Annotated in this window: 20 protein-coding genes and 1 riboswitch; of the genes, 6 read left to right on the forward strand and 14 right to left on the reverse strand. The window is 62.3% G+C overall.

What is annotated here, in order from left to right; all coding sequences use genetic code 11:
* Positions 1-31: 31 nt before the first annotated feature.
* The 8 genes from parC to HBO09_RS03330 form a co-directional block, all read right to left on the reverse strand.
* Entirely contained in the window at positions 32-2,296 is a 2,265-nt protein-coding gene (parC, locus tag HBO09_RS03295) for a DNA topoisomerase IV subunit A (RefSeq protein WP_057437367.1), read from the reverse strand.
* 10 nt (positions 2,297-2,306) lie between these two features.
* Positions 2,307-2,828 (reverse strand): TIGR02281 family clan AA aspartic protease, encoded by a 522-nt coding sequence (locus tag HBO09_RS03300; protein ID WP_169992206.1) that lies wholly within the window; start codon positions 2,826-2,828, stop codon positions 2,307-2,309.
* Positions 2,825-3,820 carry an esterase-like activity of phytase family protein gene (locus HBO09_RS03305; RefSeq protein WP_169992204.1) on the reverse strand — a complete coding sequence of 332 codons (996 nt, stop codon included), beginning with the start codon at positions 3,818-3,820 and terminating at the stop codon, positions 2,825-2,827. Before HBO09_RS03305 ends, HBO09_RS03300 begins: the two co-directional genes overlap by 4 nt.
* Entirely contained in the window at positions 3,820-5,724 is a 1,905-nt protein-coding gene (gene parE, locus HBO09_RS03310; protein ID WP_032862074.1) for a DNA topoisomerase IV subunit B, read from the reverse strand. The genes HBO09_RS03305 and parE overlap by 1 nt, the downstream gene beginning before the upstream one ends.
* A gap of 44 nt (positions 5,725-5,768) precedes the next feature.
* Positions 5,769-6,377: a YqiA/YcfP family alpha/beta fold hydrolase gene (locus HBO09_RS03315; protein WP_169992202.1), complete on the reverse strand. Its 609-nt coding sequence runs from the start codon at positions 6,375-6,377 to the stop codon at positions 5,769-5,771.
* 333 nt (positions 6,378-6,710) lie between these two features.
* Entirely contained in the window at positions 6,711-7,526 is an 816-nt protein-coding gene (cpdA, locus tag HBO09_RS03320; protein WP_169992200.1) for a 3',5'-cyclic-AMP phosphodiesterase, read from the reverse strand.
* A gap of 97 nt (positions 7,527-7,623) precedes the next feature.
* Positions 7,624-8,073, reverse strand: a complete 450-nt coding sequence (locus HBO09_RS03325; protein WP_169992198.1) for a DUF1249 domain-containing protein — start codon at positions 8,071-8,073, stop codon at positions 7,624-7,626.
* Positions 8,064-8,681: an NUDIX domain-containing protein gene (locus HBO09_RS03330; protein ID WP_169992196.1), complete on the reverse strand. Its 618-nt coding sequence runs from the start codon at positions 8,679-8,681 to the stop codon at positions 8,064-8,066. The genes HBO09_RS03325 and HBO09_RS03330 overlap by 10 nt, the downstream gene beginning before the upstream one ends.
* Positions 8,682-8,883: 202 nt before the next feature.
* On the opposite strand from HBO09_RS03330, the gene HBO09_RS03335 reads away from it, so the two are divergent.
* On the forward strand, positions 8,884-9,630 hold the full coding sequence (locus HBO09_RS03335; protein WP_169992194.1) for an RsiV family protein: 747 nt from the start codon (positions 8,884-8,886) through the stop codon (positions 9,628-9,630).
* Here the strand turns inward: HBO09_RS03335 and cytX are convergent.
* Together cytX and thiC are read right to left on the reverse strand one after the other, a co-directional pair.
* A complete protein-coding gene (gene cytX, locus HBO09_RS03340) occupies positions 9,599-10,888 on the reverse strand; it encodes a putative hydroxymethylpyrimidine transporter CytX (protein ID WP_169992192.1) in 1,290 nt (429 codons plus the stop codon). The two genes, HBO09_RS03335 and cytX, sit on opposite strands and share 32 nt — an antisense overlap.
* 154 nt (positions 10,889-11,042) lie before the next feature.
* A complete protein-coding gene (thiC, locus tag HBO09_RS03345; RefSeq protein WP_169992190.1) occupies positions 11,043-12,932 on the reverse strand; it encodes a phosphomethylpyrimidine synthase ThiC in 1,890 nt (629 codons plus the stop codon).
* Between the two features lie 150 nt (positions 12,933-13,082).
* A riboswitch (TPP riboswitch) is annotated at positions 13,083-13,188 on the reverse strand.
* A gap of 196 nt (positions 13,189-13,384) precedes the next feature.
* Between thiC and HBO09_RS03350 the strand changes: the two genes are divergently transcribed.
* Entirely contained in the window at positions 13,385-14,824 is a 1,440-nt protein-coding gene (locus HBO09_RS03350) for a TolC family outer membrane protein (RefSeq protein ID WP_169992188.1), read from the forward strand.
* 110 nt (positions 14,825-14,934) lie between these two features.
* On the opposite strand, the gene waaA is transcribed toward HBO09_RS03350, so the two are convergent.
* Together waaA and HBO09_RS03360 are read right to left on the reverse strand one after the other, a co-directional pair.
* A complete protein-coding gene (gene waaA, locus HBO09_RS03355; protein ID WP_169992186.1) occupies positions 14,935-16,212 on the reverse strand; it encodes a lipid IV(A) 3-deoxy-D-manno-octulosonic acid transferase in 1,278 nt (425 codons plus the stop codon).
* Between the two features lie 23 nt (positions 16,213-16,235).
* A complete protein-coding gene (locus tag HBO09_RS03360; RefSeq protein WP_169992184.1) occupies positions 16,236-17,126 on the reverse strand; it encodes a LysR family transcriptional regulator in 891 nt (296 codons plus the stop codon).
* A gap of 201 nt (positions 17,127-17,327) precedes the next feature.
* On the opposite strand from HBO09_RS03360, the gene HBO09_RS03365 reads away from it, so the two are divergent.
* The 4 genes from HBO09_RS03365 (at position 17,328) to HBO09_RS03380 (ending at position 20,739) form a co-directional block, all read left to right on the forward strand.
* Positions 17,328-17,663 (forward strand): multidrug efflux SMR transporter, encoded by a 336-nt coding sequence (locus tag HBO09_RS03365; RefSeq protein WP_029299169.1) that lies wholly within the window; start codon positions 17,328-17,330, stop codon positions 17,661-17,663.
* Between the two features lie 84 nt (positions 17,664-17,747).
* Positions 17,748-18,923, forward strand: a complete 1,176-nt coding sequence (locus HBO09_RS03370; protein WP_169992182.1) for an FAD-dependent oxidoreductase — start codon at positions 17,748-17,750, stop codon at positions 18,921-18,923.
* Positions 18,920-19,732: an aldo/keto reductase gene (locus HBO09_RS03375; RefSeq protein ID WP_169992180.1), complete on the forward strand. Its 813-nt coding sequence runs from the start codon at positions 18,920-18,922 to the stop codon at positions 19,730-19,732. Before HBO09_RS03370 ends, HBO09_RS03375 begins: the two co-directional genes overlap by 4 nt.
* 41 nt (positions 19,733-19,773) lie before the next feature.
* Positions 19,774-20,739, forward strand: a complete 966-nt coding sequence (locus HBO09_RS03380; RefSeq protein ID WP_169992178.1) for a metal ABC transporter ATPase — start codon at positions 19,774-19,776, stop codon at positions 20,737-20,739.
* 73 nt (positions 20,740-20,812) lie between these two features.
* Here the strand turns inward: HBO09_RS03380 and HBO09_RS03385 are convergent, their stop codons facing one another.
* Entirely contained in the window at positions 20,813-21,742 is a 930-nt protein-coding gene (locus tag HBO09_RS03385; protein ID WP_169992176.1) for an NAD-dependent epimerase/dehydratase family protein, read from the reverse strand.
* Between the two features lie 10 nt (positions 21,743-21,752).
* Entirely contained in the window at positions 21,753-23,189 is a 1,437-nt protein-coding gene (hldE, locus tag HBO09_RS03390) for a bifunctional D-glycero-beta-D-manno-heptose-7-phosphate kinase/D-glycero-beta-D-manno-heptose 1-phosphate adenylyltransferase HldE (protein WP_169992174.1), read from the reverse strand.
* Between the last annotated feature and the right edge of the window lie 100 nt (positions 23,190-23,289).

Genomic DNA, 23,289 nt, shown 5'->3' on the forward strand with positions numbered 1-23,289 from the left:
TTAAATCGTAGATCGGGCGCTCTATATCGCTTTAAGCGGGTGTTTCTACCAGCAATGCATCCACTCGCTGGAAGCCACGGGGCAATTTGTTCCCGCGGCGCCCGCGTTCGCCCTTGTAATGCTCCAGGTCGTCAGGGCGCAGGGACAACGTGCGCTTGCCGGCTTGCAGCACCAGGGTCGAGCCCTCCGGGATCACCGCGATGTCGGTCACGTACTCTTCGCGACTGGCCACCCGCTCCCCTGGGATACCAATGATCTTGTTGCCCTTGCCCTTGCCCAACTGCGGCAGGTCGCTGATCTTAAACACCAACAAGCGCCCTTCGGTGGTCACCGATGCCAGCCAATTGCCTTCGCGGTCCTCGACCGGACGCGGCAAGATCACCTTGGCGTTGTTCGGCAAGCTCAACAGGGCCTTGCCCGCCTTGTTCTTGGCCTGCAAGTCCTCGCCCTTGACCACGAACCCGTAGCCGGCGTCGGAGGCGATGACGTACAGCGAATCATCATCGGGCAGCAACACACACTCAAAACTCGCCCCTGGCGGTGGCGCCAGGCGGCCGGTCAGTGGTTCGCCCTGGCCCCGCGCAGACGGCAAGGTATGGGCCGGCACCGAATAACTGCGCCCGGTGGAGTCGATAAACACCGCAAACTGGTTGGAGCGCCCTGCGGCGGCGGTCTTGAACCCATCCCCCGCTTTGTACGACAGGCCAGTGGCATCAATATCATGCCCCTTGGCGGAGCGAACCCAACCCTTTTCCGACAGAACGACGGTAATTTTCTCGTTGGGCAACAGCTCTGTTTCGGTCAGGGCCTTGGCCTCGGCACGCTCGACAATCGGCGAGCGGCGGTCGTCGCCATAGGTCTCTGCATCTTTGATCAATTCGCTGCGCACCAGCTTCTTGAGCTTGGCTTCGCTACCCAGCAGCGCTTGCAGCTTGGCTTGTTCCTTGAGCAACGCGTCCTGCTCGTCGCGCAACTTCATCTCTTCCAGGCGCGCCAACTGGCGCAGGCGGGTGTCGAGGATGTAGTCGGCCTGGATTTCGCTCAGTTCGAAACGCGCGATCAACTCGGCCTTCGGGTGCTCGGCGGTACGGATGATGTGGATCACTTCATCCAAGTTGAGGTAGGCAATCAGCAAGCCGTCCAACAGATGCAGGCGACGCTCGACCTTGTCCAGCCGGAACTGCAGGCGGCGGCGTACGGTATTGACCCGGAACTCCAACCACTCCACCAGCAGGTTGCGCAGGTTTTTCAGCTGCGGCTTGCCGTCCAGACCGATGATGTTGACGTTGACCCGGTAGCTGGATTCCAGCTCGGTGCTGGCAAACAGATGCTGCATCAGCACTTCGTGATCGACCCGGCTATTGGTCGGGATGATCACGATGCGGCAAGGGTTCTCGTGGTCGGACTCGTCACGCAGGTCAGCGACTTGCGGCAATTTCGACGGCTTGGCCTGCATCAGCGCGGCAATCTGTTCCAGCACTTTGGCGCCGGAGACCTGGTGCGGCAAGGCGGTGACGATGATGTCGCCATCTTCGATGTGGTACACGGCACGCATGCGCACCGAGCCCTTGCCGGTCTCGTACATCTTCAGCAGGTCGGCACGCGGCGTGATGATTTCCGCTTCGGTCGGGTAGTCCGGGCCCTGGATATGCTCGCACAGCTGCTCGACCGTGGCCTTGGGCTCATCGAGCAGACGCACGCAGGCGGTGGCGACTTCGCGCAGGTTGTGCGGCGGTACGTCGGTGGCCATGCCCACGGCGATGCCGGTGGTGCCGTTAAGCAGGATATTGGGCAGGCGCGCCGGCAAGACCAGCGGCTCGTCGAGGGTGCCGTCGAAGTTCGGGCCCCAGTCTGCGGTGCCCTGGCCCAGCTCGCTGAGCAGTACTTCGGAGTAGCGCGACAGCCGCGCCTCGGTGTAACGCATGGCGGCGAAGGACTTGGGATCATCCGGCGCACCCCAGTTGCCCTGACCATCGACCAGGGTGTAGCGGTAGCTGAACGGCTGGGCCATCAGCACCATGGCTTCGTAGCACGCCGAGTCGCCGTGGGGGTGGAACTTGCCGAGCACGTCACCAACGGTACGCGCCGACTTCTTGTGCTTGGAATCCGCGTCCAGGCCCAACTCACTCATGGCGTAGATAATGCGCCGCTGTACCGGTTTCAGGCCATCGCCGATATGTGGCAGGGCACGGTCCATGATCACGTACATGGAGTAGTTGAGGTAGGCATTTTCGGTGAAGTCAGCCAGCGACCGGCGCTCTACGCCGTCTAAGCTGTCTGCAAGGATGTCACTCATGCGGGCCTCATCATTGTCTGGTCTGGCGCAGCAGCAAGGTGCCGCCACGCTGGGTAAATTCAAGTTGTTTCAATGCGCTCATGCCCAACAGCACTTGCTCGCCACCCAGGCCCGGCGCCACCAGGGCGCGTACGTCCTGCAGGACGATATCGCCCAGTTGCAGGCGGTCGAGGTGGGTGCGATAGCCCTGGCTGCGGCCGTTGGCGGTGCTCAAGGTCACCGGCAAACCGCGTTTGAGCCCCAGGCGTTCGGCCAACTCGGCCGGTACCGCCACGTCGGTGGCACCGGTATCGAGCATGAAATCCACCGGCTGGCCGTTGATCTGGCCAGTGGCGACAAAATGCCCCTGGCCGTTGCCGACCAGTTTCACTTCTATATAACCCGCGTGTTGCTGCGAGGTAACTACGGCGTTGGGGTTTTCCTGACGCGCTTCCCATTGCCCAAAAAACCGTGTTGCCAGAAACAGCCCGGCGCCCCACGCCACGAACATCAATATGCGTCCGGCGCGCTTGCCAGGCGGCTGCGTACTCACGGCTGGGCGCTCCAGCCACCGGCCGGAGCGGCAAAACGATAGACCATCGGGCGTTTTTCACCGTCGGCCCGGGCGCCGAAATTATTGTCGATGCCAATCCAGGCTCCGTCGGCGTCAATCAGCAAGGCTTCCGCCAGACCATAACTCTGGGAGTAACGTCGATTTGGCAGCAACGCCTCATCGGCATACGACCAGCACAGCTCGACCTTGGCCGTTACGCTATCGCGCCGGCAGATCTGGAACGCATTGCGCTCCAAGGTAAACAGCTTGCCATTGAACAGCGCTAGGTCGGCAAAGTCCTTGGACACCGCCTTGGCTCCCGGAAACTGCGCCGGCTGCATTTCCTGGCCGGCTTCGCTCAACAGTACGCAGGGGCCGTCGCAATCCCAAACGCTCTGCCCACGCTTGATCGAAATCAGCCCGCGCCGCTCACGCTCGGCAGCCAGCCAGATCTGATTGCCCTCGGGGTTGACCGCCAGGCCTTCAAACAACGCATTGAAGTGCAGCAGCAAGCCACTGGCCCGAGCCTCGCGAACCATGCCAGGGGCAATCTTCAGCCACTCTGGATCGCCGCTTGCCGGCACCTGCAGCACCGCCGCGTGGGCTTCGCTGACGATATAGCGATTACCCGCGGCGTCACAGCTGATGCCTTCAAAATCCAGGTCGCCGCCGCGAATCACCGACGCCGCCGTGGTGCGTGCGCGCAAGCCCCAAGGCAGGCCCGACTCAGGCACCGGCGGCACATCGATCTTTACCGTCTCGGCCTGCCAGGTGTCGGCGCGGGTATCGAGGCGGTAGATCTGGTCGTCGTCGCGATCAGAGACCGTCCACAACTCCTTGCCACACAAGGCCAGGCCCGACAGGTTACCGCCACTCATGCCGTCTACCGGGTGCTCGGACAGCAATTTGAGCTCGGCCGGAGGCTGGGCCACGACCTGGGTCGCTGCCAACCCACTCAACAACAGTATCGCCAGGGCGAAACCGCTGCGCATCAGCCCAATACCTCGGCCAGGTTGCCTTTGGACTCCAGCCAGGCCTTGCGGTCGCCGGCGCGCTTCTTGGCCAGCAACATGTCCATCATTTCCGAGGTCGCGGCGTAGTCTTCCAGGGTCAACTGCACCAGGCGCCGGGTGTTCGGGTCCATGGTGGTTTCCCGCAGTTGCGGTGGGTTCATTTCACCCAGGCCCTTGAATCGAGTGACTTGCGGCTTGCCACGTTTCTTCTCGGCCACCAGGCGATCGAGGATGCCGTCGCGCTCGGCTTCGTCCAGGGCGTAGTAGATTTCTTTGCCCAGGTCGATACGGTACAGCGGCGGCATCGCCACGTAGACGTGACCGGCATCCACCAGCGGGCGGAAATGCTGGACGAACAGTGCACAGAGCAAGGTAGCAATGTGCAAGCCGTCGGAGTCGGCGTCGGCGAGGATGCAGATCTTGCCGTAGCGCAACTGGCTCATGTCCTCGGCGCCTGGATCGACGCCAATGGCCACGGCGATGTTGTGCACTTCCTGGCTGGCCAGGACTTCGCTGCCATCGACTTCCCAGGTGTTGAGGATCTTGCCGCGCAGCGGCAGGATCGCCTGGAACTCCTTGTCCCGTGCCTGCTTGGCCGAACCGCCGGCAGAATCACCTTCCACCAGGAACAGCTCGGAGCGCATCGGGTCCTGCCCGGCACAGTCCGCCAGCTTGCCGGGCAATGCCGGGCCCTGGGTAATGCGCTTGCGCTCGACCTTTTTGCTGGCCTTGAGGCGACGGCCGGCGTTGTTGATCGCCAGTTCCGCCAGGGCCAGGCCCAGTTCCGGATGCTCGTTGAGCCACAGGCTAAAAGCATCCTTGACCACACCCGAGACAAACGCCGCCGCCTCGCGGGACGACAGGCGTTCCTTGGTCTGGCCGGAGAATTGCGGCTCCTGCATCTTCATCGACAGCACGAAGGCGATGCGTTCCCACACGTCTTCCGGCGCCAGCTTCACGCCGCGCGGCAACAGGCTGCGGTACTCACAGAATTCGCGCATGGCATCCAGCAGGCCCTGGCGCAGACCGTTGACGTGGGTGCCGCCCTGGGCGGTGGGGATCAGGTTGACGTAGCTTTCCTGGACACTGTCCCCACCCTCGGGCAACCACAGCAAGGCCCAGTCCACGGCCTCCTTGTTACCGGCCAGGCTGCCACAGAAAGGTTCGTTGGGCAGGCGTTCGAAGTCGCTGACCGAGTCTTCCAGGTAGGAGCGCAGGCCGTCTTCGTAGTGCCACTCGACCTTTTCGCCGGTGCCTTTGTCTTCAAAACTGACCAGCAAGCCCGGGCACAACACGGCCTTGGCCTTGAGTACGTGCTTGAGGCGGCTGATGGAGAATTTCGGGGAATCGAAGTATTTCGGATCCGGCGCGAAGTACACGCTGGTCCCGGTATTGCGCTTGCCGACAGTGCCAACCACTTCCAGCTCGGTGGCCTTGTAGCCATCGGCGAAGGTCATCTGGTATTCGTTGCCGTCGCGCTTGACCTTGACCCGCACCTGCGTGGACAGGGCGTTGACCACGGAAATACCCACACCGTGCAAGCCGCCGGAGAATTGGTAGTTCTTGTTGGAAAACTTGCCGCCGGCGTGAAGCTTGGTGAGGATCAGCTCGACACCCGACACCCCTTCTTCGGGGTGGATGTCCACCGGCATGCCGCGCCCGTCGTCGGACACTTCCAGGGAATGGTCGGCGTGCAAAATGACCTGGACCGACTTGGCGTGCCCGGCCAAGGCTTCGTCGACGCTGTTGTCGATGACTTCCTGGGCAAGGTGGTTCGGCCGACTGGTGTCGGTGTACATGCCGGGGCGTTTGCGCACCGGGTCGAGGCCCGAGAGGACTTCGATGGCGTCGGCGTTATAAGAGCTAGCGCTGGGAGTGGCCATGGGGTCTCGTCGTGAGTCGTTCGATTAAAAAGTAACCTGCGGTTTCACAATGCGGTGAAATCGAAGGATTGGTACTGATCTGCGCCAATGCCGGCAAAACTCAACAGCGCCGGCAACTGTCGGCCAAAGCCCTGGTAACCGTGGTCGCCGCCAGCCTGGATACGCAAGGCACAGGCCCGGTAATACTGCTCGGCGAGGCGATAATCCAGTGTTTCGTCCCCGGTCTGCAACCACACCTGATAGCGCTGGGCATCCTGGGGCGCTGCAACCTCAAGCTCAGCCAGGGCCGCGACGTGATCGTGGGTCAGTTCCCAGGTTTCATCGGTGTAGAGATTCTTCTGGGTGCCCAGGTAACCGTCGAACATGCGATGGGGCCTGACCGCCGGGTTGACCAGCAGGGCCTTGAGGCCATGGCGTTCGGCAAGATGGGTTGCATAGTAGCCGCCGAGTGAGCTGCCGACCAGCAGCGGCCGCCCCAGCTCGCCGATCGCCTGCTCCAACTGGGCAATCGCCTGGCGGGGGTGGTGATGCAGGGCCGGCACCCGCAGCTGGTCGGCCAGCCCGAGACTGTCCATCACGCCCATCAGGTAACTGCCCTTGGTCGAGGCCGGCGCGCTGTTGAAACCGTGGATATACAAGATCGAAGCGGACATGCCGGGCTCTCCGTGCGTTATCGGCCAAAGGGGCGCAGTTTACAGGGAATGACGCGGTGTGAGCAGGGTTACTGCCGAACGCGGTCTGCCAGGGGTTTGGGAGCGGGCTTGCCCGCGATAGCAGTCTATTCGCCATGAATTGGTTGGCTAACACCTCTATCGCGGCACAAGTATCTACACAACTCTCAGAAACTGACGCGCCCCCCCCTGTGGCGAGCGGGCTCGCCACAACAGCCCTATCTGCCTGGGGTTATGCGATGCAGCAAAGTTGTGTAGAAACCTATGCCTATCGCGGGCAAGCCCGCTCCTACATTGTGATGTGTGTTTGCAGGTTTAGTAGCCGTTGCTGCCGTAATCCACGGTAAAGGTGAAGCCTTCGACCCGTTCTACCCCTGTTTCCAGCAGCCCATCCGGATGCAGACGCAACCAACGATAGCCGGGGGCCTCTTCGCTGACCTTGAAATCCTCACTGCCGGGGGCGAACTGGATGCAGGTGGACGGCGACGCCAGCAGGCGCACGCCATTACGTTCCCGGTCGATTTCCTGGTGCACATGCCCCCACAGCACCGCCCGCACCTGGGGAAAACGGTCGAGCACGGCAAACAGCGCCTCGGGGTTACGCAAACCGATGGGCTCCATCCAGGCACAGCCAATGGGCACGGGGTGATGATGGAAGCACACCAGATGATGGCGACCCGGCGCTTCACTCAAGGCCTGGGCCAGGAGTTGCAACTGCACATCCGCCAGATAACCCGGCACCGAGCCCGGCACGGCGGAGTCCAGCAAAATGACCCGCCAGTTGCCCACATCCACCACCTGCTCCAGCAACGCACTGCCCATGGTCGCCTGGGCCATGACCTGCGGCTCATCGTGATTGCCGGGAATCCAGCGCGCCGGGGCGCCAATCTGCTGGCTCAGGTCGCGAAACAGCTGGTAGGACTCAAGCGTACCGTCCTGGGACAAGTCGCCGGTGGCCAACAGCAAATCAATCTGCGGTTGCCGGGCTCGCGCCAGCTCGATCACCCGTTGCAGGCTGTCGCGGGTGTTCATGCCCAGCAGCGTGCCGTCGGCCTCGGCAAACAGGTGGCTGTCAGACAGTTGCACCAGCAACGCCGGCGCATCGGGGTTCACGGTGGATACGCTCGGCAAGGCGTTCTCCCAGGGCAATCACATAGATGGACAATGGGTGCAATTATGCTGGGGCAGGACACAAAGAGGAAAGCCGTCAAACGCACGCCGTTGAACGCTATCGGACGACTTCAAACTCATGGCCCAGGGCCAGGCAATGGCTCAACCATTCACCGAGGAACACATTGAGCTGTGCTTTCTCATCGGGCTGGTGCATGAACACATTGGGGTAAGGATAGATGCTGCGAAAGCGTCGTGCATGTTCGGCGCTGACCACTTCGGCCATCCGCGCATCGTGATACACCTGCACTTCCAGCTGCGGCACCGGCAGCCACGGCAGGCTGTGCTCCTGGCGTACGCGCAGGGTGCTGGTGTATGGGCAGGTGAGGATGACTTCCAGGGTCAGCACACCGAGCATCTGGTCGCCGTGTGTCACGGCGATCCGCCGCGCTTGGGGGGTATGGCGCATGTCCGGCAACAGGCGCATCAGCCGCGCATAGTTAGCCTCGCAAGCGGCTTGCAAGCCGATCAAGTCGACCCGGTAGCGTTCCCGTGCCTTTACTGCCATAGCCCCCTCACTTCCGCGCGATTAAGCGCAAGCCATTGCAGGGCGATAATGCTGGCTGCGTTGGAAATTTTACCGTCGCGTACCGCTTGCAGGGCATCTTCAAAGGCCCACACGGTCACGCGGATATCTTCTGCTTCTTCGACCAAGCCATGGATGCCGCCAGCCCCGGTACTGTCGCAACGTCCCAAAAACAGGTGGACGAATTCGGTGCTGCCCCCCGGCGACGGGAAATATTTGGTGATCGGCCACAGCGCAGAGAAGGTCAGCCCAGCTTCCTCCTCGGCTTCGCGGTGCGCAACCTCCTCCGGTTGCTCGTCTTTGTCGATCAGACCGGCAACCATCTCCACCAACCATGGATTGTCGGTACGACCCATGGCGCCAACCCGGAACTGTTCGATCAACACCACTTCATCGCGTTGCGCATCGTAGGGCAGGACACAGACGGCATCGTGGCGGACAAAAATCTCGCGGTTGATCACCGGGCTCATGCCGCCGTCGAACAGCTCGTGGCGCAGCTGTACACGATCAAGCTTGTAGAAGCCCTGGTAGGCATTGTCGCGCTGAACCACTTCAAATCTGTTCGGCGTCGATTTCGCACTGTCGGTCATATCAACCCTCGTTTATTGCGGTGTGTGTCTCGGCATCGCGCCATCCTACAGCGCCCGCCCTCGTCGGTGCAGCCCCTTTCCTGTTGCCGGGACAGGCGGCGGCGGTCAAACTCACTGTAATCAGCTTAGTGGCGAACTGACTGGGATGCCGACAGTCGAAGCCCCATATCTTTCGCTCTTCTCCGCTTTATGAAGGACGCCCATGTCGCTGTTAAAAGTCGCCTCCGTGGCCTGTATTGCCTTGACGCTCGGCGCTTGCCAGAGCCTGTTCCAACCCAGCTACCGCGCGCCGCTGGAAGCCACCCGCGATGCATCCGAAGTGGTGCAACCGGGCTGCACCACTGCCGATTGCCCACTGGTGAACATCGATACGGTGCATTTCGCCAACGAGCCCAAGCTCGACGCATTGATCGAGCAACGCCTGCTGGAAATGACTCGCACCTCTCCCGGCACGCCACTGCCGGCGTCACTGAATGCCTATCGGGAAAAATTCCTGCGCGAGTCCGGCCCACGCAACAGCATGTATTTGCAAGCCAAGGTACGGGAGCAGCATGACGGCTTGGTGATCATCGAACTGTCCAGCTATCTGGACACCGGCGGCGCCCACGGCGAACCTGGCCGCGGCTTCATCAACTACTCGCGCCAGCAACAAAAAAACCTGACCCTGGCGGACATGCTGCGCCCCGGCAAGGAAGACGCGTTCTGGAAAGCCGCCCAAGTGGCCCACAACAGCTGGCTGATCAGCACCCGCCTGAGCCTGGAGCCGGACTACGTGAAAAGCTGGCCCTTCCAGAAAACCCCGAACGTGGCACTGACCTATGGCGCGGTGGTGCTCAAGTACCCTACGACCACCATTGCGCCCTACGCCATGGGCCACGTCGAGTTGCAGATTCCTTACGCGCGCCTCGACGGCATCATCAAGCCTGAGCTGGTGCCCGTGCGTCACTGAAGGCACGCCCAAGGATAAATTGCAGCAGCCCTGCCAGCGCCAGTGCCGGCAGGGTCGCACCGACATCCGGATACAGATTGGCCAGTAGATGATAGGTGCTGATACCACCCAGCCAGGCCAGCAGCGCCGGCCAGCGCAAGCTTGCAGGCAGCGCCAGGCCACGCCGGCGCAGGATGAAGTGATCCACCAGCACCACGCCAAACAGCGGCGCGAATACCGAGCCGATCAACAGCAGGAAATTCTGATACTGGGCCAAGGGCGCGAAGCAGGCGATCAGCGTGCACACCACGCCAATAGCCAACGCCAGGTGCTCGACTTTAAGGCGCAGCAGCATGCCGCTGGACACCGCCGCCGAGTGGATATCCGCGAAGGCGTTTTCCGACTCATCCAACAGAATCAACAGCAGCGGAATCCCCAGGCCAGCTCCGGCCAATGCCAGCAACAGCGCGTTGACTTCACCACTGGGCGCAAACGCCAGGGTGTAGGCCACGCCCAGGCTCATCAGCCAGAAGTTACCGATAAAAAAGCCCAGGGCCGTGCCGCCGAACACCCGCGTGGCGCGCTTGCCGAAGCGTGAGTAGTCGGCAATCAGCGGCAGCCAGGACAACGGCATGGCAATGGCGATATCAAACCCGACGGCAAACGGCAGCGAACCATCGCCCGCCTGGGCCCACAGCGCGGCCAGATCGGCCTTGGCGAACAGGTTCCAGGTCAGCCACAGACAGGCCGCCAGCAGCAGCCAGATCCCCCACTTGCGCAGGATCTGCCGTACGAAGGTCAACGGGCCGCTGACCGCCAGCAAGGTGGCGAGGCCGCCGAAGAACAGCGTCCAGAGCAATGGGCTGGCCCACAGACTGCCTTCGTTGAAGGCACGGGTGCCCAGCAGGCTGGCGGCGTCGCGCATGACGATGATTTCGAACGAGCCCCAGCCAATCAGTTGCAGCAGGTTCAACAGCGCCGGCAGGCTGGCGCCTTTGGCGCCCAGGCTGAGCTTGAGGGCGGCCATGGACGATAGGCCGGTGTCACTGCCGATCACCCCGACGGCGGCCAGCAACAGCACACCCACCAGGGTACCGAGGAAGATCGCCAGCAACGAGCCCGACAGACCCAAGCCAGGCGCCAGCAGCGCGCCGGTTTGCAGGACCATCAGGCCGATGCCGAGGGAGAACCACAGGGAGAACAGATCGCGGGCGCCGAAGACACGTTTGTCTAGGGGCACGGCAATGTCGGGAGAGTAGGTACTCGGTTGAATGCTCAAGGGTGGAATCTCTGAGGAGTATTTGTTGTTTGAGAGGTCGCTTTCGCGAGCAAGCCCGCTCCCACATTCGACCGTATTCCAGAGGTGGAACTCGATCGAATGTGGGAGCGGGCTTGCTCGCGATGACGCCCTTACAGGCGCCCGCGATCTTGGATCAGACCTTTTTGTAGAGCTGACTACCTTCCTGCTTGAACCGCTCTGCCTGCTCGGCCAAGCCCTTGGCCACATCCACGTCCACAGCCTCGATGCGCTGGTTGGCCGCGTACTCACGCACTTCCTGGGTGATCTTCATCGAGCAGAATTTCGGCCCGCACATCGAGCAGAAATGCGCGACCTTGGCCGAATCCTTGGGCAGGGTTTCGTCGTGATAGGAGCGTGCGGTGTCCGGGTCCAGGCCGAGGTTGAACTGGTCCTCCCAACGGAACTCGAACCGCGCCTTGCTCAAGGCGTTGTCACGGATCTGCGCGCCTGGATGGCCCTTGGCCAAATCCGCGGCGTGGGCCGCAATCTTGTAGGTGATGATGCCGGTCTTCACATCATCCTTGTTCGGCAGGCCCAGGTGTTCCTTGGGCGTGACGTAGCAGAGCATCGCGCAACCGAACCAGCCGATCATCGCCGCGCCGATGCCTGAGGTGATGTGGTCGTAGCCCGGTGCAATGTCAGTGGTCAGCGGGCCGAGGGTGTAGAACGGCGCCTCCTCACAGCACTCCAGTTGCTTGTCCATGTTCTCCTTGATCAACTGCATCGGCACATGGCCCGGGCCTTCGATCATGGTTTGTACGTCGTGCTTCCAGGCGATCTTGGTCAGTTCGCCAAGGGTTTCCAGCTCGCCGAACTGCGCGGCGTCGTTGGCGTCGGCAATCGACCCCGGGCGCAGGCCATCGCCGAGGGAGAAGCTGACGTCGTAGGCCTTCATGATTTCGCAGATTTCATCGAAATGCGTGTAGGTGAAATTCTCTTTGTGATGCGCCAGGCACCACTTGGCCATGATCGAGCCGCCACGGGAAACAATACCGGTGACACGCTGGGCGGTCAGCGGTACATAGCGCAGCAGCACGCCGGCGTGGATGGTGAAGTAGTCGACACCCTGCTCGGCCTGTTCGATCAGGGTGTCGCGAAACAGCTCCCAGGTCAGGTCTTCGGCGGCGCCGCCGACTTTTTCCAGGGCCTGGTAGATCGGCACGGTGCCGATCGGTACCGGCGAGTTGCGGATGATCCACTCGCGGGTTTCGTGGATGTGCTTGCCGGTAGACAGGTCCATCACCGTGTCCGAACCCCAGCGAATGCCCCAGGTCAGTTTCGCCACTTCTTCTTCGATGGACGAGCCCAGGGCGCTGTTGCCGATGTTGCCGTTGATCTTCACCAGGAAGTTACGGCCGATGATCATCGGTTCCAATTCGGTGTGGTTGATGTTGGCCGGGATAATGGCGCGACCACGGGCGATTTCTTCACGCACAAATTCGGGTGTGATGATTTTCGGCACGCTGGCGCCGAAGCTGTGGCCGGCGTGTTGCGGGGTCAGCAGGCCGGCAGCGCGGGCTTCTTCGAGCTTCATGTTTTCGCGGATGGCGACGTATTCCATCTCGGCGGTAATGATGCCCTGGCGCGCGTAGTGCATTTGCGTGACGTTGGCCCCGGCCTTGGCGCGGCGCGGGTTTTTCACGTGGGCAAAACGCAGGGCGGTCAGTTCGGCGTCGCTCAGGCGCTGTTGGCCGAAGTGCGAACTCAAGCCCGGCAGGCGCTCGGTATCGCCACGGGATTCGATCCACGGCGAGCGCACATCGCCCAGGCCTTTGCGCACGTCGATAATCACGTTGGGGTCGGTGTACGGGCCGGAGGTGTCGTAGACCACCACGGGTGCATTGATCTCGCCGCCGAAGTCGGTGGGCGTCACGTCGAGGCTGATTTCGCGCATCGGTACGCGGATATCCGGGCGAGTGCCCTGCACATAGACTTTTTGCGAGCGGGTAAACGGCTGCACGGATCCCGAGTCAACTTTGGCCGACTCACTCAAATGCACGGTGTTTTTTAGTTTTGTACTCATCACGGGCTCTCCAGACACATCCAGGCAGTGGATTTTTGTCGGAGCGAACCTGTGACGGATGGACGCACTGCAAGCAGTGCTGTGCTTGACGCACGAGGGCCGTTCGATTGTCGAACAACATCCCGGACGAAGCACAAGAGGACTCGCCGGGTGACGAGAAATCTTGTTCCCTACGCAGGCGCTAACCTGATCAGGTTCAACGGGATCCGGTATTTACCGATCTCAGCCTCATAGCAAGGCACCCCGACAAGAACGCGGCCAGTCTAGACCATGGAGCAGGCAAATTGCCAATAGCGGTGCATTCAGCGTGATGAATGGCGCAATTACAGGATTGTTGTGCCGCAGTGCGGCCACTACACTCGGCTACCGCCTCAACGCCTTGACGCTATGGATTGCTCGTCGTAGCCTTGGGCGCTAAATTATCGCCGTAATATTTATCTAGGGATCGCCTCATGCTGCGCAAACTTTCACTGGCTCTTGCCGTGTCTTGTGCGACCAATGGAATGGTCTGGGCAGCAGAAGCGCCCTTGTCGACCAAAACCGATCTGGTCAGCGTCTACCAGGAAGCGGTGGACAACAACGCCGACCTGGCCGCCGCCCGCGCCCAATACGGCGCGCAGAAAGAAGTGGTGCCCCAGGCCCGCGCCGGCTTGCTGCCCAACCTCTCGGCCGGCGCCGACGTGAACAACGTGCGCACCCAGATCGACACACCCTCGGCCACTGCCAATCGCGACGCCCACACCTGGCGCGCAACCCTGAGCCAGCCGCTGTTTCGCGCCGACCGCTGGTTCCAGTTGCAGGCTGCCGAAGCCGTCAATGAACAAGCGGCCCTGCAACTTTCGGCTACCGAGCAGGAACTGATCCTGCGAAGTGCAGAAAACTACTTCGCCGTGCTGCGTGCCCAGGACAACCTGGCCTCGACCAAGGCCGAGGAAGCTGCCTTCAAGCGCCAACTGGACCAGTCCAACGAGCGTTTCGACGTGGGCCTGTCGGACAAGACCGACGTGCTGCAATCCCAGGCCAGCTACGACACCGCACGGGCCAACCGGATCCTTGCCCAGCGCCAGGTGGATGACGCGTTTGAAGCGCTGATCACCCTGACCAACCGCCAGTACAACGCGATCCAGGGCATTGTCCACACGCTGCCGGTGTTGCCACCGGCGCCGAACGACGCCAAGGCCTGGGTCGACACCGCCGGGCGGCAGAACCTGAATCTTCTGGCCAGCAACTATGCGGTCACGGCGGCCGAAGAAACCCTCAAGCAACGCAAGGCCGGTCACGCGCCGACCCTGGACGCGGTGGCGCAATACGAGAAAGGCGATAACGACGCCCTCGGTTTCAGCAACCCCAATGCCTTCGGCCAACCCTATCGTGGCGATGTCGAACAACGCACCATCGGCCTGCGCCTGAATATCCCGCTGTACAGCGGCGGCCTCACCAGCTCCCAGGTGCGCGAATCCTATTCGCGCCTGGGCCAGACCGAACAGCAACGCGAAGGCCTGCGCCGCCAAGTGGTGGAAAACACCCGTAACCTGCACCGCGCGGTGAATACCGATGTGGAGCAGGTACAGGCGCGCCGCCAGTCGATCATCTCCAACCAGAGCGCAGTGGAAGCCACGGAAATCGGTTACCAGGTGGGTACGCGCAATATCGTCGACGTGCTCGACGCCCAGCGCCAGCTGTACACCTCAGTGCGCAACTACAACAACAGCCGCTATGACTACATCCTCGACAACCTGCGCCTCAAGCAGGCGGCGGGGACGTTGAACCCGGGGGATCTGCAGGATCTGGCTCGGTACCTGAAGGCAGACTACAACCCGGACAAGGACTTCCTGCCGCCGGACCTGGCCAAGGCTGCGGCCGAACAACTGAAGGCCCGCCCCAGCAACTAAACCCACCGCATAACAAATGTGGGAGCGGGCTTGCTCGCGAAGACGGTGTGTCAGTCAGCACATGTATTGACTGACACACCGTCTTCGCGAGCAAGCCCGCTCCCACAATGTCAGCGGTTGATCAGGCGATCGAGACCCTCGAGCAAGCGCTTCAATGCCCCCTGATTGGCCTGCATCACCTTAAGCCCCGCCTGTGCCATCTTCTGTGCATCCTGCGGCAGCTCAAACAACTGCCGCACCACCTCGGCCAACCCTTCGGCATCCTCCACCTCCTGCAACGCCCCGGCTTCGCGCATCATCGCGGCGATTTCGAGGAAGTTGAACAGGTGCGGGCCGCTGATCACCGGCTTGGCCAGCGCCGCCGGTTCCAGAAGGTTATGCCCGCCGTTGGGCACCAGGCTGCCGCCGACAAAGGCGCTGTCGGCCAAGGCGTAGAGAAACAGCAACTCCCCCATGGTGTCGCCCAGCAATACCGACGTATCGGCACTCACCGACGCGCCGCTGGAGCGCTGTACCGTGGCAAAACCCTGTTGCTGGCACAGCTCCAGCACCGCGTTGAAACGCTCCGGATGCCGGGGCACCAGAATCAACAGGGCATTGGGGTAGCTGGCGAGCAACTGCCGATGGGCAGCCAGCACCACTTCATCTTCGCCCGCATGGGTACTGGCGGCGATCCACACCGGGCGTTCGCTGGCCTGCCACTGCTCGCGTAGCGCGGCAGCGCGTACCAGCAGTTGTGGGTCGATGGTCAGGTCAAACTTGATCGAGCCGGTGACTTCGACCGTTTCCGGGCGCGCACCCAGGCTGCGAAAACGCTCGGCCTCGGTTGCAGTCTGTACGGCGAACAGGCTCATTTCTGCCAGCATCGGCGTAGTCAGTTTGGCGAAACGTGCGTAGCCCTTGGCCGAGCGCGCCGACAGCCGCGCATTGGCCAGGGCCACGGGAATTCCGCGCTTGGCGCACTGATGGATATGGTTGGGCCACAACTCGGTTTCCATGATCACCGCGAGTTTAGGTTGGATCCGGTCCAGAAAACGCTTGGCGGCGCATGGCAAATCGTAGGGCAGGTAGCAATGTTGGATGCGCGGTTCATGGGCGAACAATGCCTGGATCCGCTCGGAACCGGTGGGCGTCATGCAGGTGACGGTGATCGGCAACTGTGGATGACGCTCCAGCAAACCACGGATCATTGGCGCGGCGGCGATGCTCTCGCCCACCGACACCGCGTGCACCCAGATCCCACCGGGTTTGAGTACCGGCAAACCGTAGGAAAAGCGCTCACTGACGCGCTTGGCGTAGGCCGGCGCCTTGCGGGCCCGCAGCCATAGACGTAAGGCCACCAACGGCAGCGCCAGGTAAAACAGACAGCTGTAGAGAGTTCTATTCATGGCGGCGGAGTTTATCGGCTTTTTCAGCCGATCGCCTGCAAACACGCGGTAAAACGTTCGGCCAGAAAGCGCGCCGCCGGGCCCAGGGGCTCATCGCGCCGCCACACCAGCTCCACCACCAGGGCCGGCGGGGTCCATTCGCTATCGAGCTCGACCATCTGCCCGTGATAGGTCGGATATTGCACCACATGCCGGGGCAACCAGGCCCAGCCCAGACCACGGGCCAACCATTCGGCCAGCACGTAGAAGCTGTCGGCGCGCCACACCTGCGGGCTGGCAGCCTCACTGCCGGGGTAGACGCTGGTCTGGGTCGACATCAGCAACTGGCGAAACTGCGCCAGGCGCTGGCAATCGACAAAACCATCCCTGGCCAGCGGATGCCCGACGCCGCACACCGTGACCATCTCCACACTGCCGACCACCCGCCGCTCAAGGGCTTCGGGGATCTGGTCGTGGTAGAACAGCAACCCCAGGTCAGCCTTGCGCTCCACCAGCTTGCGCGCGACATCGCCCTGGGCCGTGCTGGACAACTGCACCTCCAGGCTGGGAAATTTCCCCGCCAGCGCCTCCAGGCTATCGAGTACCGGCTGATACAACATGGCCTCGTCCTGGGCCAGGCGCAGCCGCGCTTCTTCGCCACGCATCAAGGACAGAGCGCGGCCGTTGAGACGCTCGCACTGGCGCAGCACTTCCCGGGCTTCCTCCAGCAGGACCGTGCCGGCCTCGGTCAAACGGGGCTGGCGACCGCTGCTACGATCAAACAGGCTCACGCCCAAGTCGGCCTCCAGCAAGGCAATCCCATTACTCACCGCCGACTGCGCCTTGCGCTGGTCCCGCGCCACCGCCGAAAACGAGCGTTGTTCGGCGACGCTGACAAACAGGCGCATCTGATCCAGGTTCCATTGCACGCTCATCGGCCAAACCCATCTTAAATTCGGATAGGTAATGACTTTACCCCATCTGATAACGCACTAAAATGCCCACCTTTGTAGGAGCGAGCTTGCTCGCGAAAAACCCAAGAACACCACGTTCAACCAGGCTATACGCGTAATCGTTAACGATTTTCGCGAGCAAGCTCGCTCCTACAGTACTGAGCCCATCCCGAGGATTGCCCCATGAACGTCGCCTACTACTACCTGGCCATTGCCATTTGCTCGGAAGTGATCGCCACCGTTTCCATGAAAGCAATCAAGGGCTGGAGCACGCCGATCCCGCTGCTGCTGGTTATCGTCGGCTATGGCGTGGCCTTCTGGATGCTGACCCTGGTAGTGCGCACTGTGCCGGTGGGCGTGGCCTACGCGGTATGGGCGGGGATGGGGATCGTCATGGTCAGCATCGCTGCGCTGTTTATCTATGGGCAGAAGCTCGATCTGCCAGCGATGCTGGGGATGGGCTTGATTGTGCTGGGAGTGGTGGTGATTCAGTTGTTTTCGAAAACTGCCGGTCACTGACCTCCTACGTTGTTGATCCTGAGCAAAGATCCCGCCGTCGAGTCTGTATACTTGGCCTCTTGTTCTGAACACTGAGGTCGCCCCATGCCATCCGTTATTTCCACCGACGTCCTGATTGTCGGCGCCGGGGTTGCCGGCCTCTGGCTCAATGCGCGCCTGCGCAGCCAGGGGTTTTCCACGATTGTGGTGGAGAACGCAACCCTGGGTGGCGGGCAGAGCGTAAAGTCCCAGGGGATCATTCACGGTGGTGCGAAATACGCCTTGCACGGTGCCCTGACCGGCGCTTCCGAAGCCATTGCCGATATGCCACGACGCTGGCGTGAAGCGCTGGCCGGCACCGGCGAACTGGACCTTACGGGCGTGCGCCTGCTGTCCCAGGCCCATTACCTGTGGTCGCCCGGCACCCTGGCCGGCAACCTCACCAGTTTCTTCGCCAGCAAGGCGGTGCGTGGCCGCGTCGACCAGGTCAAGGGCGACGATTTGCCGCCGGCCCTGCAAGACCGTCGCTTCAAGGGCAAGGTTTATCGCCTGGCCGAGCTGGTGGTGGACGTACCGAGCCTGATCGAACGCCTGGCGCAACTGGCCGGCGATGGCCTGCTCGCCGGGCAACAGATCGAGCCGCTGCTTGAGGGTGGCATCCTGGTCGGCCTGAAAGTCGATGGCCGGGCGATTCGCGCCCAGCGCATCGTACTGAGTGCCGGCGGCGGCACCGCCGAGCTGCTCACGGCCCTGGGCCTGAGCCAACCGGCCATGCAAAAGCGCCCGCTGCATATGATCATCGCCAAGGGCCCCGGCCTCAAACCCCTGTACGCGCACTGCCTGGGCGGCGGCACCAAGCCACGGATCACCATCACCACGCACCCGGCCGCCGATGGCAATTGGGTGTGGTACATGGGCGGTGACATTGCCGAGACCGAAGGCGTGCACCGCACGCCCGCCGAGCAGATCGCCACGGCGCAAAAGGAACTGGCGCACCTGCTGCCGTGGATCGACATGAGCCAGACCCAATGGACGACCCTGCGGGTGGATCGCGCCGAGCCCCTGCAAACGGGCCTGACCCGACCGGACAACGCGTTCCTCGCCGAGCAGGGCCGCCTGTTGGTGGGCTGGCCAACCAAGCTGGCCCTGGCGCCGGATTTCGCCGACCGGGTACTCAGCGCTCTGGAACGCGACGGCATCCAGCCAACGCCAAGCACGCCACTGCCTGAACTGCCTCGCCCCGCCGTAGCCCAACCCGCCTGGGAGCAACTGTTGCCATGAGCCTGCCGACCCTGCATGACCTTCATCGCCCCCTGGGCAGCACCGGCCTGCTGGTGTCGCCACTGGGCCTGGGCACCGTGAAGCTGGGGCGCGACCAGGGGGTGAAGTACCCCAATGGCTTCCAGATCCCCAACGATGAGGAGGCGCGGATGTTGCTGCGCCAGGCGCGCGAGCTGGGGATCAACCTGATCGACACCGCCCCCGCCTATGGGCACAGCGAAGAACGCCTGGGCCCGCTACTGCGTGGCCAGCGCCAGGACTGGGTGATTGTCAGCAAGGTCGGCGAAGAATTTGCCGACGGCGTGTCCCGTCACGACTTCAGCGCGGCCCACACCCGGCTGTCCGTGGAGCGCAGCCTGAAACGCCTGGAAACGGATTTTATCGACCTGGTGCTGGTGCATTCCGACGGCAACGACTTGCATATCCTCAACGATTGCGAGGTCTACCAGACCCTGGCGGACCTCAAGGCCGAGGGCAAGATTCGAGGTTTCGGCTTCTCCGGAAAAACCGTAGAAGGCGGCGTGAAGGCTCTGGAACAGGGCGATTGCGCCATGGTCACCTACAATCTGAACGAGCAAAACGAAAAAGCCGTGATTGATTATGCCGCCGCCCATGGCAAAGGCATCCTGGTGAAAAAGGCCCTGGCCAGTGGCCATGCGTGCCTGGAACCGGGAGTGGATCCAATTCACGCCAGTTTCATCTTGTTGTTTGCGCAAACGGGCGTGGCCAGTGCTATTGTCGGGACCATCAACCCGCTGCACCTTGCCCATAATGTGGCAACCGCTGCCAAGATCATTCGCCAATCCTGATGCCGCCGACGCGGCCGACCCCGACGCAAGAAGGAGCCGACATGCCGCGAACGCTCATAAGAAAAAACCCCAGTAACTTTAAAACTCTGTCCCTGTACGTCGAAGCCACCCCCGAAGGCCTGAGCTACCAGAGCGTGGGCATGCCGCTCAACTTTGCCCAGACTTTGCAGCGACGCAAGCCGGTGGAGGTGGCGGATGCCGAGCGCTTCGCCCTGGAACTGGCCAACCTCGGGGTGTCGGTGCGCCTGACACTGCACTGGCAAAACCGCGATTACTGGGTACTGGTGCGCCAGCGTCGCCAAGACCGTGGCGATGTGGTGCTCAAGCTGATTTCCGGCTACGTGCCGGCCCACGAACTGAACCTGCCGCTGCACACCGCCATCCAGGAAATCGCCGAGGAATGCCTGCTGGAAACCCCGGAAGGTTGGCTGGGCGGGCGTTTCAACGACACCTGGCTACCGGCGCCCTACTCCAGCGCGCTGCATTACCGCGAGGCCTTGCCGTTTCGCCTGTCGCCGTTGTCCGGTGCCGCCCGCCCGGTGCGCTGCGCCAGCATGCAGTTGATCGAACGCCCCCGGGCCTATGTGCACCTGCCCACGGCCTCACTGCAATTGATCTACGACCTGCGCCTGGAAGTGCCCAAGGAAGCCAAGTCCTTGAGTCTGTTCCATGTGGACGAACGCCTGGAGGGCGACCAACTGGTGGCGCGCCTGGACCGCCAGCGCCCGGACTTGTACCTGATGCCCCTGAAGGACGGCCAGCCGTGCGCCGAGCTGTATACCCTGAAGAAGGATCAACTGATCCCGGCGAGCACCCGCGGGTTATACCTGGCTGAGAGTTTTGCCCAGCAGGAGGGTTGGCTGGTGCGTGATGAGCGGATCCGCTGGAAGGACTGGCTCAGGCAACAGGGCCTGAGCACGCCGGAGAAGGAATCGAAGTTGAAGCAGTTGACCGGGCGGGCCAGGCAGATCTTGCGCAAGATCGTGCCGAAGAAGGCGGGTCGCTAAAGCGACCCCTTAGATGCCGACGTCTCTATGGCAAACAGGCTTGCCAGGGTGCAGCAGTTGCTGTGGCTAGGGGCTACTGGTTGAGCAGTCTTTCCAGACCAACTTTCAGTGGCGTCGGCTCAGGCAACGTGAAGCTCGCCGCCAAGCGCTGGTTGTTGGCCCTGGAATGCCGGATATCTCCCGAGCGCGGCGCTGTGTAGGTAACAGCCGGCAACGCGCCGACGATTTCCGACAGCGCCTGCAGCAGCTGCTTGAGGGTGGTGGTGCGGTTCCAGCCGACATTGATCGCGCCCAGAGGCGCTTCGGCCATTTCCACCGCTTGTACCAGCACCGCCACCAAGTCCCCGACGTACATGAAGTCACGGGTTTGCTCACCGTCGCCGAATATGGCAATCGGCAGGCCTTTTTGCGCGCGCTCGCTGAAGATGCTGATCACCCCGGAGTACGGCGATGAAGGATCCTGGCGCGGGCCAAAAATATTGAAGAAGCGGAAAATCACCGGCTCCAGGCCATGTTGGCGACGGTAGAAGTCAAAATAGTGCTCGCTCGCCAGCTTGTCCGATGCATAGGGCGTCAACGGTGCCTTGGCGGTTTGCTCGTCGATAGAGTCGCCCTCGCCGTTGTTGCCATACACCGCCGCACTGGAGGCAAACACCACGCGCTTGACCCCAGCCTGACGCATGGCTTCGCAGACATTCAGGCTACCCACGAAGTTGCTCTGGTGTGTACTGACCGGGTCATCCACCGACGCCTGCACCGACGCGACTGCCGCCAGGTGCACCACGGCCGTCGCCCCCAGCGCCGCACGGGCGACCAAGGCTGCGTCGGCCACATCGCCTTCCAGCAGCTGCAGGCGCGGGTTGTCCAGCGGCAGGTTGTTGCGCTTGCCGGTGGACAGGTTATCCAGCACCCGCACCGCATAACCCTTGGCTAGCAGTGCATCGACCAGATTGGAACCGATAAAGCCAGCACCGCCGGTAATCAGTACGAGAGCATCAGACATAGCGGTAAACCTATTGGGCGGCATCGTTGGTTTGGCGAATTTTTTCGACAATCGCGGTGGTCGAGCTGTTCTCTACCAACCCCAGGACTTTGACCTTGCCGCCATAGGCGTTGACGATATCGGCGCCGACCACCTGGTCGACCGAGTAGTCACCGCCCTTGACCAACACATCCGGCTTGACCTGGGCCAGCAGGTTTTCCGGGGTCCCCTCGGAGAAGCTGATCACCCAATCCACCGCGCCCAAGCCAGCCAGGACCGCCATGCGCCGGTCCACGCTGTTGATCGGTCGGCCAGGGCCTTTCAGGCGGCTGACCGAAGCATCATCGTTGATCGCCACGATCAGGCGATCACCCTGGGCGCGAGCCTGCTCCAGGTAGGTCACATGGCCGGCGTGCAAGATATCGAAGCAGCCGTTGGTGAAGACAATGCGTTCGTTATGGGCCCGGGCATCGTCAATCGCCAGCAGCAATTGCTCCAGGCTCAACACGCCACGCTCCGAGCCTTCCTCGCGCTGGATCGCACGACGCAGTTCCGGGGCGCTGATGGACGCCGTGCCCAGCTTGCCCACCACGATGCTCGCAGCCAGGTTGGCCAGGGCCACCGCATGGGGCAACTCCTCGCCCGCCGCAATCGCTGCCGCCAGGGTGGAAATCACTGTGTCACCGGCGCCGGTGACGTCGAATACTTCCCGCGCCCGCGCCGGCAGGTGCATGGCCGGGTGACCGGGACGCAGCAGGGTCATGCCGTGTTCGCCACGGGTCACCAGCAAGGCGCCGAGGTCGAGATCGGCCATCAGGCTTGCGCCTTTGCTCACCAAGTCATGCTCATCGACGCAACCGCCGACGATGGTTTCAAATTCGCTGAGATTCGGCGTGATCAGGCTGGCGCCCCGGTAGACCGAGAAGTCCTTGCCCTTGGGATCGGCCAGCACTGGGATGCCACGGGCCTTGGCAGCCTGGATCAGCACCTGGTGGTTTTTCAACGCGCCTTTGCCGTAATCCGACAGCACCAACACCTTGATGCCTTCGAGCAACGCGTCGACCTGGTCACTGAGGGCCAGGGCGTCGGTGGCGAAGGGTTCTTCAAAATCGATACGCAGCAATTGCTGGTGACGGCTCATGACCCGCAGCTTGACGATGGTCGGCTGGTGGGCGATGCGCTGGAATAAGGCACGCACGCCGGCGCCGCGCAGGCTGTTGGTCAGGCTGTCGGCGGCTTCATCGTCGCCGGTCACGCCGACCAGGGAGGCCGGGGCGCCGAGTGCGGCGATGTTAAGGGCAACGTTGGCAGCGCCGCCTGGACGGTCTTCGATTTGCTCGACCTTGACTACCGGTACCGGTGCCTCAGGGGAAATCCGTGAGGTACCGCCATGCCAGTAACGGTCGAGCATGACATCGCCGACCACCAAGACAGGGGCTTGATCGAATCGCGGCATGGACAACTTCATGGAGCAACCCACATACAAAATGAACAGGGGCGCGATATTAGCACAGGGAAAAGCATCGACCGATTCAATCCTGGCGGTCGATCCCAGCCCGGCGGCAATG

This window comes from Pseudomonas sp. WS 5027 (genome assembly GCF_012985695.1).
Classification (GTDB): Bacteria; Pseudomonadota; Gammaproteobacteria; order Pseudomonadales; family Pseudomonadaceae; genus Aquipseudomonas; species Aquipseudomonas hygromyciniae.

What these genes read in the sequence shown, in the direction of transcription:
- waaA (WP_169992186.1), bottom strand. Translation starts at nt 16,212, where the DNA reads ATGAATAGAACTCTCTACAGCTGTCTGTTTTACCTGGCGCTGCCGTTG.
- HBO09_RS03380 (WP_169992178.1), top strand. Translation starts at nt 19,774, where the DNA reads ATGCCGCGAACGCTCATAAGAAAAAACCCCAGTAACTTTAAAACTCTG.
- HBO09_RS03350 (WP_169992188.1), top strand. Translation starts at nt 13,385, where the DNA reads ATGCTGCGCAAACTTTCACTGGCTCTTGCCGTGTCTTGTGCGACCAAT.
- HBO09_RS03315 (WP_169992202.1), bottom strand. Translation starts at nt 6,377, where the DNA reads ATGTCCGCTTCGATCTTGTATATCCACGGTTTCAACAGCGCGCCGGCC.
- HBO09_RS03330 (WP_169992196.1), bottom strand. Translation starts at nt 8,681, where the DNA reads ATGACCGACAGTGCGAAATCGACGCCGAACAGATTTGAAGTGGTTCAG.
- parC (WP_057437367.1), bottom strand. Translation starts at nt 2,296, where the DNA reads ATGAGTGACATCCTTGCAGACAGCTTAGACGGCGTAGAGCGCCGGTCG.
- HBO09_RS03370 (WP_169992182.1), top strand. Translation starts at nt 17,748, where the DNA reads ATGCCATCCGTTATTTCCACCGACGTCCTGATTGTCGGCGCCGGGGTT.
- HBO09_RS03360 (WP_169992184.1), bottom strand. Translation starts at nt 17,126, where the DNA reads ATGAGCGTGCAATGGAACCTGGATCAGATGCGCCTGTTTGTCAGCGTC.
- parE (WP_032862074.1), bottom strand. Translation starts at nt 5,724, where the DNA reads ATGGCCACTCCCAGCGCTAGCTCTTATAACGCCGACGCCATCGAAGTC.
- HBO09_RS03325 (WP_169992198.1), bottom strand. Translation starts at nt 8,073, where the DNA reads ATGGCAGTAAAGGCACGGGAACGCTACCGGGTCGACTTGATCGGCTTG.
- thiC (WP_169992190.1), bottom strand. Translation starts at nt 12,932, where the DNA reads ATGAGTACAAAACTAAAAAACACCGTGCATTTGAGTGAGTCGGCCAAA.
- HBO09_RS03305 (WP_169992204.1), bottom strand. Translation starts at nt 3,820, where the DNA reads ATGCGCAGCGGTTTCGCCCTGGCGATACTGTTGTTGAGTGGGTTGGCA.
- HBO09_RS03375 (WP_169992180.1), top strand. Translation starts at nt 18,920, where the DNA reads ATGAGCCTGCCGACCCTGCATGACCTTCATCGCCCCCTGGGCAGCACC.
- HBO09_RS03385 (WP_169992176.1), bottom strand. Translation starts at nt 21,742, where the DNA reads ATGTCTGATGCTCTCGTACTGATTACCGGCGGTGCTGGCTTTATCGGT.
- HBO09_RS03335 (WP_169992194.1), top strand. Translation starts at nt 8,884, where the DNA reads ATGTCGCTGTTAAAAGTCGCCTCCGTGGCCTGTATTGCCTTGACGCTC.
- HBO09_RS03365 (WP_029299169.1), top strand. Translation starts at nt 17,328, where the DNA reads ATGAACGTCGCCTACTACTACCTGGCCATTGCCATTTGCTCGGAAGTG.
- hldE (WP_169992174.1), bottom strand. Translation starts at nt 23,189, where the DNA reads ATGAAGTTGTCCATGCCGCGATTCGATCAAGCCCCTGTCTTGGTGGTC.